This window comes from Photobacterium sp. DA100 (assembly GCF_029223585.1).
Lineage (GTDB): Bacteria > Pseudomonadota > Gammaproteobacteria > Enterobacterales > Vibrionaceae > Photobacterium.
This window is the reverse complement of the sequence record NZ_CP119424.1, coordinates 1,806,506-1,823,626: the sequence shown is the minus strand read 5'-3', so window position 1 is coordinate 1,823,626 and position 17,121 is coordinate 1,806,506. Positions and strand designations below refer to the sequence as shown.

Annotated in this window: 13 protein-coding genes and 2 tRNA genes; 9 read left to right on the top strand and 6 right to left on the bottom strand. The window is 47.2% G+C overall.

Annotation, left to right across the window (positions count from 1 at the left end; translation table 11 throughout):
- Positions 1-72: 72 nt before the first annotated feature.
- Both PTW35_RS25850 and PTW35_RS25845 read right to left on the bottom strand, forming a co-directional pair.
- Positions 73-954 (bottom strand): hypothetical protein, encoded by an 882-nt coding sequence (locus tag PTW35_RS25850; RefSeq protein WP_281028066.1) that lies wholly within the window; start codon positions 952-954, stop codon positions 73-75.
- A gap of 781 nt (positions 955-1,735) precedes the next feature.
- On the bottom strand, positions 1,736-2,773 hold the full coding sequence (locus PTW35_RS25845) for a LacI family DNA-binding transcriptional regulator (protein ID WP_281028065.1): 1,038 nt from the start codon (positions 2,771-2,773) through the stop codon (positions 1,736-1,738).
- Between the two features lie 299 nt (positions 2,774-3,072).
- On the opposite strand from PTW35_RS25845, the gene PTW35_RS25840 reads away from it, so the two are divergent.
- From PTW35_RS25840 to gluP, 5 genes are all read left to right on the top strand, one after another.
- Positions 3,073-5,532 carry a hypothetical protein gene (locus PTW35_RS25840; protein ID WP_281028064.1) on the top strand — a complete coding sequence of 820 codons (2,460 nt, stop codon included), beginning with the start codon at positions 3,073-3,075 and terminating at the stop codon, positions 5,530-5,532.
- A 14-nt stretch (positions 5,533-5,546) separates the two neighbouring features.
- Positions 5,547-6,635, top strand: coding sequence for a glycoside hydrolase family 88 protein (locus PTW35_RS25835; protein WP_281028063.1), 1,089 nt, complete (start codon positions 5,547-5,549; stop codon positions 6,633-6,635).
- A gap of 53 nt (positions 6,636-6,688) precedes the next feature.
- A complete protein-coding gene (locus tag PTW35_RS25830) occupies positions 6,689-8,197 on the top strand; it encodes an MFS transporter (protein ID WP_281028062.1) in 1,509 nt (502 codons plus the stop codon).
- 170 nt (positions 8,198-8,367) lie between these two features.
- Entirely contained in the window at positions 8,368-9,264 is an 897-nt protein-coding gene (locus PTW35_RS25825) for an ROK family protein (protein WP_281029152.1), read from the top strand.
- A 21-nt stretch (positions 9,265-9,285) separates the two neighbouring features.
- Positions 9,286-10,485, top strand: a complete 1,200-nt coding sequence (gene gluP / locus PTW35_RS25820; protein ID WP_281028061.1) for a glucose/galactose MFS transporter — start codon at positions 9,286-9,288, stop codon at positions 10,483-10,485.
- A gap of 92 nt (positions 10,486-10,577) precedes the next feature.
- Here gluP and PTW35_RS25815 read toward each other — a convergent pair whose 3' ends face one another.
- Both PTW35_RS25815 and PTW35_RS25810 read right to left on the bottom strand, forming a co-directional pair.
- Positions 10,578-12,053 (bottom strand): DUF1214 domain-containing protein, encoded by a 1,476-nt coding sequence (locus PTW35_RS25815; protein ID WP_281028060.1) that lies wholly within the window; start codon positions 12,051-12,053, stop codon positions 10,578-10,580.
- A 19-nt stretch (positions 12,054-12,072) separates the two neighbouring features.
- A complete protein-coding gene (locus PTW35_RS25810) occupies positions 12,073-12,861 on the bottom strand; it encodes a hypothetical protein (RefSeq protein WP_281028059.1) in 789 nt (262 codons plus the stop codon).
- Between the two features lie 128 nt (positions 12,862-12,989).
- Between PTW35_RS25810 and PTW35_RS25805 the strand changes: the two genes are divergently transcribed.
- Positions 12,990-13,931 (top strand): LysR family transcriptional regulator, encoded by a 942-nt coding sequence (locus tag PTW35_RS25805; RefSeq protein ID WP_281028058.1) that lies wholly within the window; start codon positions 12,990-12,992, stop codon positions 13,929-13,931.
- A gap of 95 nt (positions 13,932-14,026) precedes the next feature.
- On the opposite strand, the gene PTW35_RS25800 is transcribed toward PTW35_RS25805, so the two are convergent.
- The gene (locus PTW35_RS25800) at positions 14,027-14,218 is read right to left on the bottom strand and encodes a hypothetical protein (protein ID WP_039459369.1); all 192 of its coding nucleotides are present in this window, start codon (positions 14,216-14,218) and stop codon (positions 14,027-14,029) included.
- A 402-nt stretch (positions 14,219-14,620) separates the two neighbouring features.
- Between PTW35_RS25800 and PTW35_RS25795 the strand changes: the two genes are divergently transcribed.
- The gene (locus PTW35_RS25795; RefSeq protein WP_281029151.1) at positions 14,621-15,457 is read left to right on the top strand and encodes an enoyl-CoA hydratase/isomerase family protein; all 837 of its coding nucleotides are present in this window, start codon (positions 14,621-14,623) and stop codon (positions 15,455-15,457) included.
- A 47-nt stretch (positions 15,458-15,504) separates the two neighbouring features.
- Here PTW35_RS25795 and PTW35_RS25790 read toward each other — a convergent pair whose 3' ends face one another.
- On the bottom strand, positions 15,505-15,687 hold the full coding sequence (locus PTW35_RS25790) for a hypothetical protein (RefSeq protein WP_281028057.1): 183 nt from the start codon (positions 15,685-15,687) through the stop codon (positions 15,505-15,507).
- A 1,067-nt stretch (positions 15,688-16,754) separates the two neighbouring features.
- Here PTW35_RS25790 and PTW35_RS25785 point away from each other — a divergent pair.
- Together PTW35_RS25785 and PTW35_RS25780 are read left to right on the top strand one after the other, a co-directional pair.
- A tRNA-Ser gene (locus PTW35_RS25785) sits at positions 16,755-16,845 on the top strand.
- Between the two features lie 128 nt (positions 16,846-16,973).
- A tRNA-Asp gene (locus PTW35_RS25780) sits at positions 16,974-17,050 on the top strand.
- The last annotated feature ends 71 nt before the right edge of the window (positions 17,051-17,121 follow it).

Sequence of the window (17,121 nt, the reverse complement as noted above, 5' to 3'; positions counted from 1 at the left end):
ACTGGACACTAGTGGTAACAGTTATAACTAAGTGATGGTAATTCACCAGTTACTTTATCAAGAATGCTTTTACTACTTTAGTGCAATGATCTTACGTACATCTTTAGCAGTAATGCGATCACCAGATCTTGGCAGCTCGGGCTGAAGGCCCATGAAGTCAATTACTTCCTCGACGGCTTCAAATGGAGCTGAGCCTTTATTCATTATTCGATTTGCTACCATTTGCTCAATAGTAGAAATGAGTTTTAATTGACTGGTGTCAATGTTGTCACGTACCGACTCGTAATGTTTAGTGCCCAGTAGTCGGTTAATTTCTTCTTTACCCATTCGAAATGAGCGCAAATAAATCAAGCGGATTGTGCCACCATAAATGCCACGCTCATTGTGAGGAACGCCGTGACTTTTAAAAAAAGCTTTATGTTTAATTATGTAGTTACTTAGACCATTCTCGAACCCCTTTGCCGTCTCAATCCAGCTTTGGATAGCTAGGCGCAATTCAATATTCATCAATACGGAAGCATGTCGAAGCTCAAATCGTTCAATAAACTCTTCTTCATTGATTGGGATACCTAAACTACGATATGCACGTCTCTCGAATGCTTCCATGACTGACGCAGCCAATAAAGCTATAGCTTGAGGTTTAAGTGAAGTTTGCGCAGCATAAACTACAGCATGCATAAAATCATCAGTAGAAATAGTATGTGCTTCTTGGAACTTTCCGTTACTAATTGGGATGATATCGCCCTGAAAGCCTAGCTGCGTTAAGAGTTCTAATGTTCGCGTGTTTTTACGCATGTTGTCGCTTAGCCACGATTCATTAAATCCACAAGCTCGCGAAGCTTGTCGCATACTCCATCGAATTTCGTCATTTACGAGGAAAACTGGTAATTCTTGGCCACCAATTAATACTTTTGCTGATTTTATTTGTTTTAGCTTACTGTTTTCTAGAGACATATTTTTCTGTGCTATAAATTTGAAGCGTTCATTGCTTATAGGTGGATTTGCCGTCGGGCTGATCGATGGTTTTGCCGTCGGGTCGAACGGTGGGGGGATTTTACAGAGGAAAAGTTATTGATCAAGATCTTTTTGATGAATCTATCAATAACCAATGTTGTGTAATTGTTCCAATTTTGAGGGTGGATGATTTATAAAAATCTCATATAAGTAACACTTGGGGCAGTTAAACAGATATTCATTTATATCTACATAGAGGTAGTCATGAAGCTCTTTTCGTCGCACCACCTGAAGGCAGAAAAGAGTACAATGTTGCTTTCATCGGATCGCTAGTGAGCCTGATTTTTAATTAACACAATGGTTAATCTAATTGACTTTTTTTGATTGTTAGATATAGTCAATTGTACAATACAATTGTTTATCTATGCTTTGGTATCTTGTTGTAAGTGGTTGTAAATAAACGGTTTTATTTTTTATTTTGAACGGGTGCTAGGGTTCAAATCCCTATCTCTCCGCCACATTCAAAGGCCTTGTCGCAAGACAAGGCCTTTTTCGTACGCATTGAGTTCTGAGTAAGGGATTTGAATCAAATCCACCATACCTAAAGCGCTCCGCCACATTCAAAAAAGCCAGCTTAACGGGGTCACTTCAAACTGCTGGCTTTTTTACAACTGTCACTTGGCAATGAAAGTGATAGGGTGAAGTAAATTCCTCCATGCCTGGATCAGGCTCCACCACATTTGAAGGGCCCGCATGTGCGGGCCCTTCTTCGTTGCTGCTTTTACTGTTGGTGTGGAATCACACTGTCTCTTTCAACAAGCTCACAACTCAGCTCAAGGTGAATATGGTAATCGCGCTTTTCGCCAAAGCAGATTTTCCGCTCCAGTATTCGCAGTGCCTCGGCCGGAAGGGATTCAAAAGGCAGTTTGACCGTGGTTAGTTGCGGCTCGATCAAATCAAGCGGCAGAATTCCGTCCATACCCACGATGGAGATATCCTCGGGAATGCGATAACCGTGCCTTTGCAAGGCAGACATGGCACCCAGCGCGAGTCCGTCGGTGACACAAAACAGGGCGGTAACGGGCAAGGTCTCGTAGCGGGAAAGCCAGGTTTCAACCGCCGCTTCAGCAGCAACATCGCTGTAATCGTCAGCAGTGATATGGTGTTCAGGTTTTATCGGCTTGTTGGCACAGTTCAAGCTGTCACGGTAGCCATTTTCCCGTAGGTAAATGGTCTGGCGGCCAGAATAGCTGAGCAAGCCGATGTCTTGGTGGCCTTTGTCCAGCAGATGATTAACAGCGGCCATCGCACCGTAACGATTACTTACCCCAACAGAGTCAACATTCATGGCCCTGTCTTCCCCATTGATCAAGACCGTGGGGATATGATGTTCACTGACAACCGCAAGCAGCTCAGATTGATCAGCCCAGACCACAACGATACCGTCGTATTGCTGCTTGTTCAGCAGCTGGTGCAACTTTTGCACGGATAAGCGGTTTGCTTCAGTCAGGAATGACGTTAACGCGATCTTCTGCTCGTTGCATGCCTTTTTGATGGATTCGACCAGTGTATAGGAAATCATGTTCCCGCTACGATTCAACACGGCATCTCGGGGCGTGACCAAAAGGAGTTTCTTACCGGCCAGGGAAGGGGCTTCAATCGTTTTGTTTTTTCTTATTTTATCTAGATAGCCTGTTGCTTGGGCAATAGCCATTATCTGGTCTTTCACTGGCTGGCTAATGGTTGCCGTGCCATTCAGTACTCGTGAAACAGTACTGATAGAGACACCGGCCTGCTGTGCTATGTCTTTTAACGTCACGCTGAGTTTGCTCTCATTATTCGATGCTGTTTTTGACAGTTTACCATTACTCAGCCACCTTTTGCATTGATTGCTTATCTTGATGCAAATTTTGCATTGCGAGAGCTAATTCTATGATGTGATCCATAGTTTTATTATCAGGAATGAAGCATCTGCGTGATCTGCGTCACGTGATTTGCCGCGTTATATTGTCTGTGTGAGACAGTACTCTCGAATTCAAATTGTGCAACAAGTGCAAATATTGCACTGCTTGCTCCTGCCTGTAAAATGAAACCATATTTTGAAATTGAGTAGTGACGATGCAAAACGCAAGCTGGAAGATAAATCAAGGGGATGCCTTGACTCGATTCTTGGTTTCACCGCCAATACAACGCCGCTTCGGTCAGTTTGAAGAGCATGAGACTATGGTTGACCGCGTGCAATATAAGTTCAAAAACGGTTTTGTGGATGTTGGTGATTTACCTTGCCGCAAAGTCTTTTGGCAGTCGATGGCTAACCGTACCGTCAGCCTTGATGAAAGGGTGCCGACTGAGCAGGTGTATTTTGCCAATGGCTGCCCTAAAGTTGACTTCTCGGGCTTTATCCATATTCCGACCCACGTCCAACGCTGGGCTGAAACCATTCTTACCGTGGCCGAAGCCGGACAATATCGCTTTCGCTTAGCGACCTGCGGCGGGGTAAGGATCTGGGTAAATGATCAATTGACCTGCTCGTTTACACCCTTTCAAAGAAACACAGAGCAAGAAACTGACGTGGTGTTGCCTTTGCAGGCTGGCGCCAACCAAGTCGTTATCCATGCTGAAGAGCTGTACGAGCGAGATACCCAGTTTTTGTTCGAGCTGACTTCGTTAGACCCGCGCCCTATTACCGCAACCCTTGCCAATATAGATAGCGAACAATTAGCCACCCTGGAGTCATTCGTATCGCAGTTGGTATTCGAGATGAATGTGGCCGATCACACGCTGCGCTTTGACAGCGCGAGCCAGCTGCAGGGGAGGTTCGAGGTATCCGGTACTGTAACCGGGATGTCGAACGAGGAAGAAACGCATGCCTTGGTATCACCGCAGACCATCGATGAGGGCAATGCTCTCTTCAGGGTTGATTTGCCCGCTTCACTGAAGCCAGCACATTACTCGGTGGCTCTGAGGTTCGATTGGCAAGGTATTGAAATAACACGCCATTTCGGTATTAACATCATGCCGGGTGCGAAAGCTCTATCTAGCTCCGAGCTGATCAAGCGTAAGAGGGATGCGCTTTGCTACACTGCCAATGAAGGGATGGACATAACCGGTAAGCTATTGGCGCTGCTTGAGCTAAATCTGCATCCCGATAAAGCTTCCTCGATTTTGAACCGGACATTGCAAAAGATCAGTGTGCGTGAAGACTGCTCTGACTTTTGGATGGTATCTGTGCTTTGGGCCTGGCATAGGCACAGCTATACCCAGTTGCCGGATAAGCTATGGGATCGAGCCCGCTCGTCTATTCTCGGTTATCGCTATTGGCTCGATGAGCCTGGCAATGATTCGATGTGGTTCTGGAGTGAGAATCATGTGCTTTGCTTCCATGTATCGCAGCTACTTGCCGGGCAATGTTTTCCTCGAGAGCAATTTCTTTGCTCGGGCCGAACGGGCCGACAACAACAGGACATCGCAACGGAACGCTTGCACTGCTGGTTTGATCATATTCTTGAGCACGGGCTGACCGAGTGGAATTCATCTTGCTATTACCCGATTGACTACATTGGACTCTTTGCACTCTATGAATTGGCCGAGTGTCCGTCGATCCGCGAGAAAGCGAAGACGGTGATTGATCGGCTGATGCTGATGGGGGCCCTTCACTATCAGGAAGGGGTTGCTGGTGGCACGATGGGTAGGGTGTATGAGAAAGAGCTGATGGCCAACGAGATGACCGAGTTGGCGGGATTCGGCCACGTAGCCTGGGGGCAGGGGTGGCATACCCGTATGTGTGCCTCACTGCCGATGTTTTGCCTGAGCCAGTATCAGCCATCGGCATTGTCCCATCAAGTCGCCACCTTGTCAGGAAGAGAAACCGTCGAGGCCTATTACACCCAGGGAATGGATCGCTGCGCCAAAGTGACGGCCTGGAAGCAGCCGGGGGTGACGCTCTCTTGTGTCGTCGATCACCAAACCGGTCAGGCGGGCCATCAGCAGCATGTGTTGGATGTCCAATTTGCCCATAACCCGAAAGCCAGATTGTGGATTAACCATCCTGGCGAGGATGTTCCCGGTGGCGATGGCCGGCCTTCATACTGGGCGGGTAATGGTATTTTGCCAAGGGTGATGCAGCACAAGCAAAGTGCCATGATGGTGTATGACCTGGGGAGTGCACCACGTCGCGGCTTTACCCACCTGTATTTGCCGACCGAGAGTCTTGACGAAGTGGTGATTGATTCACACTGGTGTTTTGTCCGTTCGGGGCTGGCCTATGCCGTGATTGGTGCATCCAGCCCAATCGAGATGGTCGAAACCGGAATTACCCGGGGCAGGGAAGTCCGTTGCTACGGAGCGAAAACTGCTTGGTATGTGTCGGTAGGAACATTGGATGACGATTTCGGAACAATCATCAGACATTGGAAACAAAAAAATATTGTGTTGAGGGGCAAGGGGACGGAGTTAACAGCAACAGTTACCGATCCGGATGATCAAACTTTTAGCCTCTCCTGGCAGGGGGAATGTTATATCAATGAGCAGCCTTGGGTATTCCCTGAATTCGCCGGTGTAAATCCGATTATAAAGTAATGGTAAGCAGTAAAATGAATAACAACCATGTTGAACTTCTTAAGCAGTTAAGTTCTGGTCTTTGTGGGTTAAAAGGCATTGGTGATTTTAACCCATGCTCTGACAGTGAAATAAAAATTGAATTTGAAGAGTGGGAGTGGGAAATCGGTGTTGGCATATATGGGTTGTACCAATATGCGGATTATACCAATAATAAAAATCTTTTTAACGCATTGGAAAAATGGTTTGAGGCGCAAATCGAAAAAGGTTTGCCCGAGGCTCAAATAAATACCACTGCACCAATGATCACTCTCGCTTTATTGGCTGAGAAAAACAAACGCCAGGATTGGTATCAATTAATAAATGACTGGGCGGATTATTTAATAAATTCCCTGCCGCGTGTTTATGATGGTGGATTTCAGCATGTAGTTAAAGAGCGAATGAACCAAGGGCAATTGTGGGATGACACGTTATTTATGACGGGGCTATTCCTTGCCCAGGCCGGACGTTTGCTAAACCGCCAAGCACTGATCCATGAAGCTGAATTGCAGTTTTTGGTCCACAGCCAATACTTGGCCGATAACAAGTCCGGGTTGTGGTTTCACGGTTGGACGGCCGAAGGGAGCCATAACTTTGCCGGAGTCTTCTGGGCGCGAGGCAATGCGTGGATCACGGTAGCGATCCCTGAGCTTGTTGCATTAGTTGGCGAGCAACTCAACCCCGCTGTGAAACAGCATCTTACAGCGTTGTTTAGGCGACAGGTTGATGCTCTGGTCGGTTATCAAAGCAGTAACGGCATGTGGCATACCGTATTGGATGACGATAGTTCACCGCAGGAGTCTTCGGCGGTTGCTGGCTTTGCCTACGGTATGTTGCGCGGGTGTCGCACAGGGCTAATTGAGGACGCAAAGAGGCAGCATGTTACCCAATCGGGGTTGGCGGCGCTCGATGCGGTGATCTCGAGGATTGATGAAAAAGGCATATTGCTAGAAGCATCGGATGGCACTGCAATGGGACATGACATTCAATATTACTTTGATATCCCCAATACTCCGGTTCCCTATGGGCAGGCTCTGGCCATGATGTGTATTACTGAATCAATTCAAGGAGAGTGGATTAGTTAATAGCAGCTTACCCTACAACAACTTATTAAATAATAATTTGAAAAGGCAACGTGATGACAACTACGACACAGAAACGACAAGTAGGATGGAAAAATATAATAGCATGGGGGTCCGGTGATATATTCGGTAGTGGTGCGGGAACCATTATCGGTTTGTGGATGCTTTACTTCTATACCCAAGTAGCAGGTCTTTCACCGATTGAGGCCGGTTTGATTTTTGCAATCGCAAAAGTATGGGATGGTTTTACTGATCCGATTGTGGCTTATATTACCGATAATATAAGAACACGATTTGGTCGCCGCCGTGTGTTTATTTTGTTTGGTGCACCGTTCCTACTTGTCTTCGGCTTAATGTTTATTTCTGGCTTCGGCTTTGGCTATTACCTGGCGACGTACTTATTGTTCAATACAATGAATACGATCGTAATGACGCCGTATAGTACGCTGCCAAATGAAATGACGGATGATTACCAGACCCGTACGAAGATGAGTAGCTGCCGCATGACGTTTGGCCAGATCACGGCTTTTCTGGTGACGTTCATTCCGGGGCTCATCATGGCACGAGTGACCGATCAGGCTGAAGCCTTTATGTACATCGGGGCGCTATTTGCCGTGCTGTTTACCCTGCCGTGGTTCTTTATTTACCGCTATACATGGGAGTGCGATCCGGCTTCGCTACCGCCCAAAGAAGATATCGGCGGCTTTAAAGATACGCTTATTCACCTTTACAAAGAGATGGCAACGACGTTCCAGCTGAAAGCGTTCCGTTTCCACCTGATGATGTATATCGGTGGTTCGGTGGCGCTAGATATCTTCGGCTCGCTGTTCATGCACTACATGACCATGGTCATTGGCATTACGCCAACCCAAGGTGGTACCGCGCTGAGTGTTATGACTGCCATGCAGTTCGTCGGTGTCACCCTGTTTACTTGGGTGGCGTTGAAAGCTGGGAACTCGAACGCATTCAAGGTGGCTGTTGTCTTCATGCTAACGAGCCTTGCGTACTTTGGCCTGTTACCGGGACTCGGTGGTGAGATGGCATTGCTGGTGCTGGTGGGGGCAGTGATTATGGGCCTGGCCCGTGGTGGTATCTATCTGATCCCATGGGTGGTGTTTAACTCTATCCCGGATGTGGACGAAGCGCTTTCGGGCAAACGCCGGGCAGGCATCTTCTCGGGGGTGATGACACTGGGTCGTAAGATTTGCCAAGCCACGGCCATGCTGATTGCGAGTATTGGTTTGCAATACCTTGGCTTCGAATCGGGCGCAGAGGTACAAACGCTGGACACCATCAATGGGATCTACTGGCTATTCCTACTGGCACCGACTGCTTTGGCTCTGCTGGCACTTTATGGAGCTGTTCGATTCAAACTTAACAAGGAAAACCATGCCGTGCTGGTTGCCGAGGTGAATCGCCTGAAAGCAGGTGGTTCGAAGGAAGAGGTACCCGCGGAGGCGAAGCAGGTTGTCGAAATGCTGACTGGCTGGGAGTACGAATATACCTGGGGCAATAAGGCGGCAAAAAAGAAGGCAAACCGCAGTATGTTGCAGGCCGCTGAGTAAATAGCCCACGCATAATCGCGACAATGACAGGGCAGGGTTACCTGCCCTGTCTTCGTATCATTAATCATCTCATGCTAAAAGCAATGCCTGTTGCTTTTAGCCTTGTTATGGCTGCGCAGCAGAGTGCAGTCGAAGTAATGTAAAGAATACAGGGTAAGGCGTTAACCATGATTAGGTTTGGTCTAGATATTGGTGGAACCAAAATAGAAATAGTTGCCTTTGATCCAGAAGGTGAGCGTGTTTATAGCAAGAGAATAAGCACACCAGATAATTATCCAGCGTTTGTGACGGCCGTTTGCGGCTTGGTCAATGGGGCGGAAGATACGTTACATTGCCAAGGCAGCGTCGGTATTGGCATTCCCGGTACGATTTGTACTCAGACGGGGTTGGTAAAAAATGCCAACTGTACTTTTATCAATGGCCACAATCTAAAGAATGATTTACAGCGAAGATTGGAGCGCGATGTGTTTATCGCAAATGACGCCAATTGCTTTGCGCTCTCTGAAGCCGTTGACGGGGCAGGGAAAGATGGTCAGGTTGTCTTCGGTGTCATCCTCGGCACAGGATGCGGTGGCGGTTTGGTGGTGAACAAGCAGGTTTTGGCTGGCCCAAATGGCATTGCCGGAGAGTGGGGGCATAATCCTCTGCCAGGTTATAGAGAGTCTGCCGATGGGCAAGAGCAGCAATGTTATTGTGGTAAACGAAACTGTATCGAACGCTATATCTCAGGCAGCGGACTGGAAATGCAGTATCTACAACGTTTTGGTGAGGCGCTGAAGGCAGCTGATATTATTGCGGGGATGCAGACTGGCGAGATGAGTTGCCGGTTGGCCTACTATCAGTTAGTGGATCAAATTGCTCGTAGTTTCGCGACGATCATCAATATGGTTGACCCTGATGTCATCGTTATTGGTGGCGGCTTATCCAACGTTGCTTCACTGTTTGATGATATTCCCAAACAGCTGACACGCTTTGTGATGAGCAATGAGTGCCGAACCAAAATTTTGCCGGCACAGTATGGTGATAGCAGCGGTGTTCGTGGTGCCGCATGGCTACCTCTTTCTTGATAATATAATGAAAAGCTAGCTATGGAATTAACGTCTAAATTACCTCGGCAAAGTATTCTGCCTATTACTTTGCTGAGCCTGGTGTTTTTTATTTGGGGGCTGTTAACCTCCTTGAATAGTATGTTGGTTCCTTTTTTGAAAGAAGCCTTTGTATTAAGTTACGTTGAATCAATGTATATACAGTTGGCTTTTTACATCGCTCCATTTTTGGTATGCCTGCCAACGGCTTTTGCTATGGGTAAAATGGGCTATGTCAGGGTTATCCAGTTGAGTCTGGGGTTATTGACTCTTGGGTGTTTTCTGTTTATTCCAGCTTCGTCGTTATTCTCATATCCACTTTTCCTACTGGCCATTTTTGTGCTGGCATCAGGGATCGCGGCGCTGCAAGTGGCAGCGAACCCCTTTGCTGTCTCGCTTGGCCCGGTTGATACTGCTGCGTCGAGATTAACGTTTTGCTCATCGGTGAACTCGGTCGGGACGACATTGGCTTCAGCGCTTGGGATGGGCGTGCTGATGGCCGCGTTGGTACAGGGAGCGGAACAGGCGGTGGGGGCGGTTCAGCTACCCTATATGATCATGGGAAGTGGTGCCTTGCTATTGGCAGTGTTACTGCGCATGCTGCCGAAGCAAGCCGTCGGAAAGAGCGCCATTGCCGCCAGCCGCTGGCAAGACTTGCTCTCCTATCGTGCGTTTGTTTTCGGGGCGGTGGCGATCTTCTGTTATGTCGGGGTGGAGGTTGCTGTTGGGACCTTTTTAATCAGCTATCTGACCGATGGTGAGATCTTGTCATTGTCGCCCTCCAAGGCTGGGGTATTTGTCTCTCTGTACTGGGGAGGGGCTTTACTCGGCCGGCTATTGGGCAGTTTTGCTCTTAAGAAAGTTGAGCCGAGGAAAGTGTTGATTGTGAATGCCATTGTCGCGATTTTGTTGGTCGTGGTGGCGGTGGCCACTCCTGGGCTGGTGGGAGCTTGGTGCCTGACCTTGGTTGGTTTGTGTAACTCGATTATGTATCCCGTTATTTTTTCGACCGCAGTGAAAAACTTGGGGGCGCTGGCTGGTCGAGCATCGGCAATTTTGATCATGTGCGGGGTCGGAGGAGCTTTGCTGCCACTGGCTCAGGCTCTGCTGGCGGACAGCTTCGGCTTGACTCAATCCTTCTTCGTTCCTGCGCTGGGGTATCTGGTGATTTTGCTGTTTGCCACGCAAGTAAAAAATCACTGATCTTAATCCCTATGACGCCAATCTCCAGTCCTTGTGGTATCCGGGGGTGAATCAGACAAGCCAGCAAATATGCTGGCTTCCCTCCCATGTAGTTAATTGATACGTTTGAAGTTTGGCAGTATGGTTTCGTGTTTCTGCTGTACAAACTCTTCGCTTGGTGAATACGCTCTAAAGTAAACGAACCAATTTTCTCCTTCGCGGGTTTGAACCCAGTTTGCTTCGTTCACACCCGCCGGCTTGGTTGGCGAAAAATGGAATGTATAGTCGCCTTGCGCATTCTTTACCGTACCGGCAATGTTTGAACCTACGTCTGCGCGTTCGAGGTCGTTATCGATAATCGCTCGGTTTTCGACGTTGTAAACCGTGATAGTCCAAAATAGATCTGCGTAGTTTACCTTTCCATCTAGGGTTAGGGTGTAGTGATTGCTGCCATTAAGGCCGTCGCCGTTGTCATCTCGGTAGTTATCGAGGTAGATTTGTCCCCAGCCGCCATTTTCGAATCCGTGCATCGCGATGTCATTGGTTACCGCTTCATAGAACCAAGCGGCACGCCCATCTAGATCGACACCGTAAGCGCGGTCTTGATTTGGCGTGGAGGCGGTGGCGATTTCCCATGTATTTCCGGTAGGTCCATAAGCGGCATGGGGAAGGCGTTCGGTTTTATTGAAGTCGATGTTTTTTACCATCGCTTCACCCATAACGACGGCCTGCTCAAGAATTTTGCGCTGTTGAGAGGTCGGCTCGAAAGGTCTGCCCTTCTCAATACCTAACGGGCGAAGCATATCGTGCATGATACGGTCTCGCTCGGCCACGGTTTCTGCTTGGATAGCCTCGTCCAAAATCTGCCAAAATGCCATGCCGCGAGGGTGTTTGGCATCTTCACCGCGCTCCGGGTAGTTGACGCCTTTAGCGCTCAGCGGCTTACCGCTTGTATCTGTGATCTTGAGTGCTGCGAGATCTTTCATTCGCTGCTCTTCGGATTTCGCCATCAAGCGCACGCCGAAGAACACATAATTGGTGTCAGACTCCAGAACTTTCGCATCTTTGGGAATATTGGCTGGGGTTGGGCTGCCCTTGGCTTTTATGACGTAGGTGCCCGGCTCGGTCATCTGGGCAATGCCTATCTGCCACATCGTGTGCACTGCCCCGCGGAGCTCATCGGTTGGGATGCTAATGACGACCGGCTGTTGTTCTACATTGAACCAAGTTAGCGCATACGGCGTGGAGGTGTTATAGGTTAAACCACCCAATTTTGCTTGATGGGTGGCGACATAAGTGATTTGGCCATCCTCGGCCCCCATTTTCTCGTAGGCTTTTTTCCAGGCGTAGTTTGAGACGAGAGGGACAGACCAAATGTAGGCCTGTGAGGCGCGTTGATAATCGATCAGTTCAAATAGGCGCTCGGAGCTTTCCTGAGTTGGAATACCATGTAAAAAGCTGTTCTCGAATGTAAATTCACCAGAGCGTGTTGTGATGGTTTGCGTTGGCTCACTATTTTGCGCAAAGGCAATACCAGAAAGTGAGGTAACGGCCAGTATTGAAGCAATGGTGTTCGTGAGAGTTTTCATGATGTTTCCTCGCTAATAATTAAAGCTGGTAGTTGAACTCAATGCGGTGGTCGCCGTCATTGAAATCGGTGTTTTGCGTCCAATTGGCGAAGTAGCGAATATTGGCTTGTGGTGTTAGTTGATAACTTGCAGCAAATTCGTGTGCCAGCACGGAGCTGTCGCCCTCAAAGCCTGTATCTTTGAATGTTGACGATCCTGAGATAGTGCCCAGGTACATGGGGTTGTAGTTAAGCCAGACGTTATCGGTAATTTGCATCTTGCTGTACATCCCTGCGACATAGAATGTGCCGTGCAGGTTGTAGCGGTCCCTTACTTGGTCGGCATCGGGGTTGCCGCCTGTGGTCCCGGGCAATTCTTCACCTGCTGCCAGCCCGACCCCAGCTAGTGGGTAGAAGTTAAACCTGCCCATTTGAGGCAGAGCTTGAATTAAGCTGTAAGATGCAGCTCCTTGGTTACTGTCAAAATCCCAGGAAACATCAATTTGAGCGCCTCTGCCGTTCGTCAGGTCTACGCCGAAATTTCTGAAGCGAATGGAGTCAATGCTGTCATCGTTGTCCCGGCTACTCCAGCCAATGGATTGACCTGCAACCCCTTTTATTTCAATGACATTCATACCCATGGTTGTGTCATTACCTGTGTCATAGGTCTGACCTAATTTTAGGTTCAGGCCCTTGTCGGTATAGCCCAACCCCACCTGCGTATATACCGCTAATGGGTCTGACATATCTTGAATATCTGCTTCGTTGGCCGCTGATGCACAGGTAAATGTAATCGTGAGGAGAGAAAGTAGTGAGCGTTGTATTAGCATATTGCCTCGTATGGTTTTTCATTACTTCCCTGTAACTTGTCGATTTTTGGTTACTATATAAGGCAGCTTTGGTTAAGGAAATTAATATAAACTAAAGAGATCGTTAAGCTGTGGTTTATGGTGGGCGCATGAAATTAAACAAAGTGGATTTGAATCTTTTGAAGATCTTTGTGACGGTGTATCAAGAGCGGAGTCTGCGCAAAGCAAGCGAGAAACTGTTTGTGACAACGCCAGCCGTCAGTCAAAGTATTAAGAAGCTCAAAGAGTCGCTCGGAGAGGAGTTGTTTGTTCTGTCAAATAAACAATTCTTGCCGACACCGTATTCCGATAGTTTGTACCAGAAAGTGTTCCCTTTGCTCGAGGGCTTGGCAATGGCCATTGAGGAGGGAAAGCAGTTTGATCCCTGCCAGATAAACGAAGAATTCCATGTCGAGTGCAATCCGCATGTACTCCCATGGCTAACCCCCGAGTTATACCTGCTGCTATCGCAACAAAGCCCAGGCTCTACCTTGGTCACTCATACTATATCCAAGCACTCGATTGAGAGACTTCAACAAGGGCTGGTGGATGTTGTGGTTCATTTTGAAGTGGAAAATTTACCGTCAGACATTATTGCAGTGCCGATTGCTACCCTCACATTTGTCTTAGCGGTTAGGAAAAACCATCCATATAAAGGGACGAATGCCAATATTGATGAACTGCTCGAATACCCATTCGCGCACGTTGATATGGCGTATCTGGATCCTAACAAGCATTCACGACTGGAAGAAGAAGTCACAAAACAGGGTAAGTCTATGGCGATCAGTTTGAGAACGACGTCATTGAGCGGATTGATCGAGACGATTAAACAGACCGATATTATTGCCCCCTGTATGCAGCCAGTCGTGGAGCGATATAAAAACGATATACGGGCGGTCTTCGTGGACGACCTAGAGCAGCCTGCGCTAGTTGAGGTGTATGCTTTCTTGAACAAAAAGAATCAACATGCTGCCAAATTCATGTGGCTGTTGGATCTTATTGATACTGTCATGGCGAATTCAAAGGCCGCAATTAAGGATGCTGCCACATAGTTTTGCAATGTACGTCACAGGCAAAGAGCCCTAGGCGTGATCATGCAGGCCTGCCGTCAGGCAGACCTGTAAACTAAAGACCAAGAGAAGTATGGCTAGAGCAGCCCGGCCTCGCGGGCTTGGTGGAGTACAGCCGGTTCCACCAAGGCGTAGGCCGCATCCCACAGGGAAGCGATATAGAGCCTCTCTTTGCCTTTGGCTTGCCGCTCAAGCTGATCGAGTTGGTAGAGTTCGTCTAAGGTTAGTGGTCTGGTAAATAATTCCTTCGCTAATTTAAGTTTTTCCATCTGCCTGACTCCGCAATACTAAATTGCAAAGTCAGCTGCAGTCGTATCAGTCTGGCCAAGTCGGCCTCGCAATGATGTCAGCAAGCTTTGCAATTAAGGCTTGATAAGGGCTCAATGAAGGCCCCCTAATCAAACATTGTGTAGCAGCGACAGATCTTAGTTTCTTTGCTCTAACTTTTACTTATACCCTAATAGGTGCAGCCTTTGATTAGAGTGATCGAATCCACACTTGTTGCTTTTTTAAACAGCTTTGGGTGGAGATTAGATCTAGGTTTCGTCCCCGTGATCGTCGTTGTAGGGGATTACAGAGAAAGGTTGATTGGACTAGCAAATTAATCATTTTAGTTGTGATGGATATAACGGAACGAGCGCCAAAGAAGGGAGGCGACTATTGTGAACGACATGAAGTTAATGCCAGTGTCAGCTGGGCAGATATTGACCCGGGTCAATGAGGGGATTTTGACCGTTACGATGAATCGCCCTGATAAATTAAACGGCTGGACAATGGACATGATGAATGCCCTCAAGGAGGCCTTTGACAAGGCAAACCTCGATGATGATGTCAAAGGGATCATTCTGACCGGGGCTGGGAGCTATTATTCTGCGGGGGTGAATCTGAGTGGTACCTTGAAGCTCATGGCCCCACGAAAGTTACGTGAGCTCATTGCCGAAAACAACCAAGCCTTGTTTGAGATATTTCTTGGTTGCTCCAAGCCATTGCTTGTTGCGGTGAATGGTCCTGCAATCGGTGCCAGCGTGACCTCTGCGACATTAGCCAATGGAATTATTGCTGCTGATAATGCGACATTCTCAACGCCTTTTGCCGTTTTGGGTGTGACTCCAGAGGGCTGCTCGAGTGTGCATTTGCCTCGCTTGATAGGAGAAGGCAATGCTCAGCGTATGTTAGGTACTGAAGGCTGGAAACCTGATGCACAGCAAGCACTGGCTATCGGCTTGGTTCAAGCTGTTGTTCCGCAGTCTGAGTTAATGAACAAGGCTGAACAGGTTGTGCAGCAATGGATTGAGGAAGGACAGTCGCGACAATTTTTGGCCGGCAGTGAATTAGAGGAACTCCGAGCGGTAAATGCCGGAGAGTCTGGGCAACTGGCCGATGCCTTTTTGAAAGCGGCTTTCCTCAAGCATCAAGCACAGTTCTTGTGGCGCAAGAAAAAGTTTATGCCGTCGGTAATGTTCTGGCTGCTGTGGGGACTAAGGCCGGTGTGGAAGCTTGCCTTGTAGTGGTGGATGTTCACTGGAGGCAGGCTAGTGGTGCCTGCCTCCACGACTTATTGGGTTAATCTGGCGAGGTTTTCTCTGGTCTTGGCTATGGTTTCTTCAAGATAGTTTAATTCTTGTTTGTCATCATCAGAGATTGCGTTGAAATATCGCCAGTGAAGATTAACAAGGTGTTCAATGTAGTATTGCTGTTTTATTTTAAGATCAATACTATTATCATCTTTAATATCCATTGCTCTTATATCTTTTGTGCACACATGTAGTCTCCGCCCTTGAGTAGAATAATCTTGTCCATCGACATATGAGATAAAATGAGAGCTGAGCAGTGGCTACAATAATATTTTGCGTACTTCTTCTTGGTTAATTTCTCTAATGTTGTTCTGTGTACACGGTGAAAAAATACATTTTCTTCACATGATGGGCAATTAAAATACATATATCACATCCTTGATGTTATTTTTTGCAGCAACATTTCTTAAGAGGAGTGTGATACCCACAAATACAGATGAGAGTATTGGTTTCAGTGTTAATTAAAAAATTATCACGCTGCCCACACTTAGGGCATGTTATAAGCTGGCAGTCACAAATTTCGCTTAGCATTCGTGTGCATTGTCCTGTGTTTCTATGGAACCGGTGTCACAATAATGCATAAGTGCACCGCCTCTTTCTGTGATCTCGGTTCCAGTTTTTGATATTAATTCTGTTGCACTCTGGGGTGTCTTTTTTATTAGGCATTTTTTGTTTTGTAACCTGCTGTTTTATATTGGTTATTAAATAAATAGACATATATTGGTGCTAAAAAATATTTACAGTCTTTATTTTGTGCTAAATCATGGCGGGTGTGGATTATTGCACTTGATGGTTGTTTTTCTTCACATCCCTGTAAGATGTAAAATATACTTTTTTATTCGGCGAATTAGAAAATAAAGAGCCATCTTGCCGAGCAAAACAAATATTAATTCCCGAGCAGTGAATAGAACAGGTTTGGCGTAAACACTTACTATGTGTTTATCTAACAAATTGTCTCTTTAAAATCTACATATGTTTCTTGTTTGTGAGACATGTTATTATATTTGAAGTGGTTTTTAAGTGATAAGAAGAAAGTCATAATTTGTATTATGATGATAAATAAACAGGCTCATTAAGGTACGTAGTTGGTGTTGTTAAGTCATCCTGCTGACGAAACCTGCTCTTTCGTGATGTCTTCATAAAAATGTTGTTTTTTGATTGTATTGTGACCAGTTGGCTGTTTTTGGGGTTTACAGTTGGCCTTAAGCAACTTATCATACGCCGCACTTACGGAGAGATGGCTGAGTGGTTGAAAGCACCGGTCTTGAAAACCGGCATACGTTAATAGCGTATCTAGGGTTCAAATCCCTATCTCTCCGCCACATTCTAATAGTCAGTAGCAATACTGGTTATTTGACCTTCTGGGTAAGCAGGGTTCAAATCCTCCATACTCAGAGCGTCTCCACCACATTCTAGAAACTAGGTTTTAAGCCGAGTTTCACACAGAATTGGAGCGGTAGTTCAGTTGGTTAGAATACCGGCCTGTCACGCCGGGGGTCGCGGGTTCGAGTCCCGTCCGCTCCGCCACTACACTGAAGCCCTTGTCGAAAGACGAGGGCTTTTTTGTATCTAACGCTCCCGAAAGTGCTGCGCACTTT

Bases quoted from the DNA above. Each gene is read 5' to 3' on its own strand.
- PTW35_RS25810 (WP_281028059.1), bottom strand. From the start codon at position 12,861: ATGCTAATACAACGCTCACTACTTTCTCTCCTCACGATTACATTTACC.
- PTW35_RS25795 (WP_281029151.1), top strand. From the start codon at position 14,621: ATGAAGTTAATGCCAGTGTCAGCTGGGCAGATATTGACCCGGGTCAAT.
- PTW35_RS25840 (WP_281028064.1), top strand. From the start codon at position 3,073: ATGCAAAACGCAAGCTGGAAGATAAATCAAGGGGATGCCTTGACTCGA.
- PTW35_RS25850 (WP_281028066.1), bottom strand. From the start codon at position 954: ATGTCTCTAGAAAACAGTAAGCTAAAACAAATAAAATCAGCAAAAGTA.
- gluP (WP_281028061.1), top strand. From the start codon at position 9,286: ATGGAATTAACGTCTAAATTACCTCGGCAAAGTATTCTGCCTATTACT.
- PTW35_RS25790 (WP_281028057.1), bottom strand. From the start codon at position 15,687: ATGGATATTAAAGATGATAATAGTATTGATCTTAAAATAAAACAGCAA.
- PTW35_RS25835 (WP_281028063.1), top strand. From the start codon at position 5,547: ATGAATAACAACCATGTTGAACTTCTTAAGCAGTTAAGTTCTGGTCTT.
- PTW35_RS25805 (WP_281028058.1), top strand. From the start codon at position 12,990: ATGAAATTAAACAAAGTGGATTTGAATCTTTTGAAGATCTTTGTGACG.
- PTW35_RS25830 (WP_281028062.1), top strand. From the start codon at position 6,689: ATGACAACTACGACACAGAAACGACAAGTAGGATGGAAAAATATAATA.
- PTW35_RS25800 (WP_039459369.1), bottom strand. From the start codon at position 14,218: ATGGAAAAACTTAAATTAGCGAAGGAATTATTTACCAGACCACTAACC.
- PTW35_RS25815 (WP_281028060.1), bottom strand. From the start codon at position 12,053: ATGAAAACTCTCACGAACACCATTGCTTCAATACTGGCCGTTACCTCA.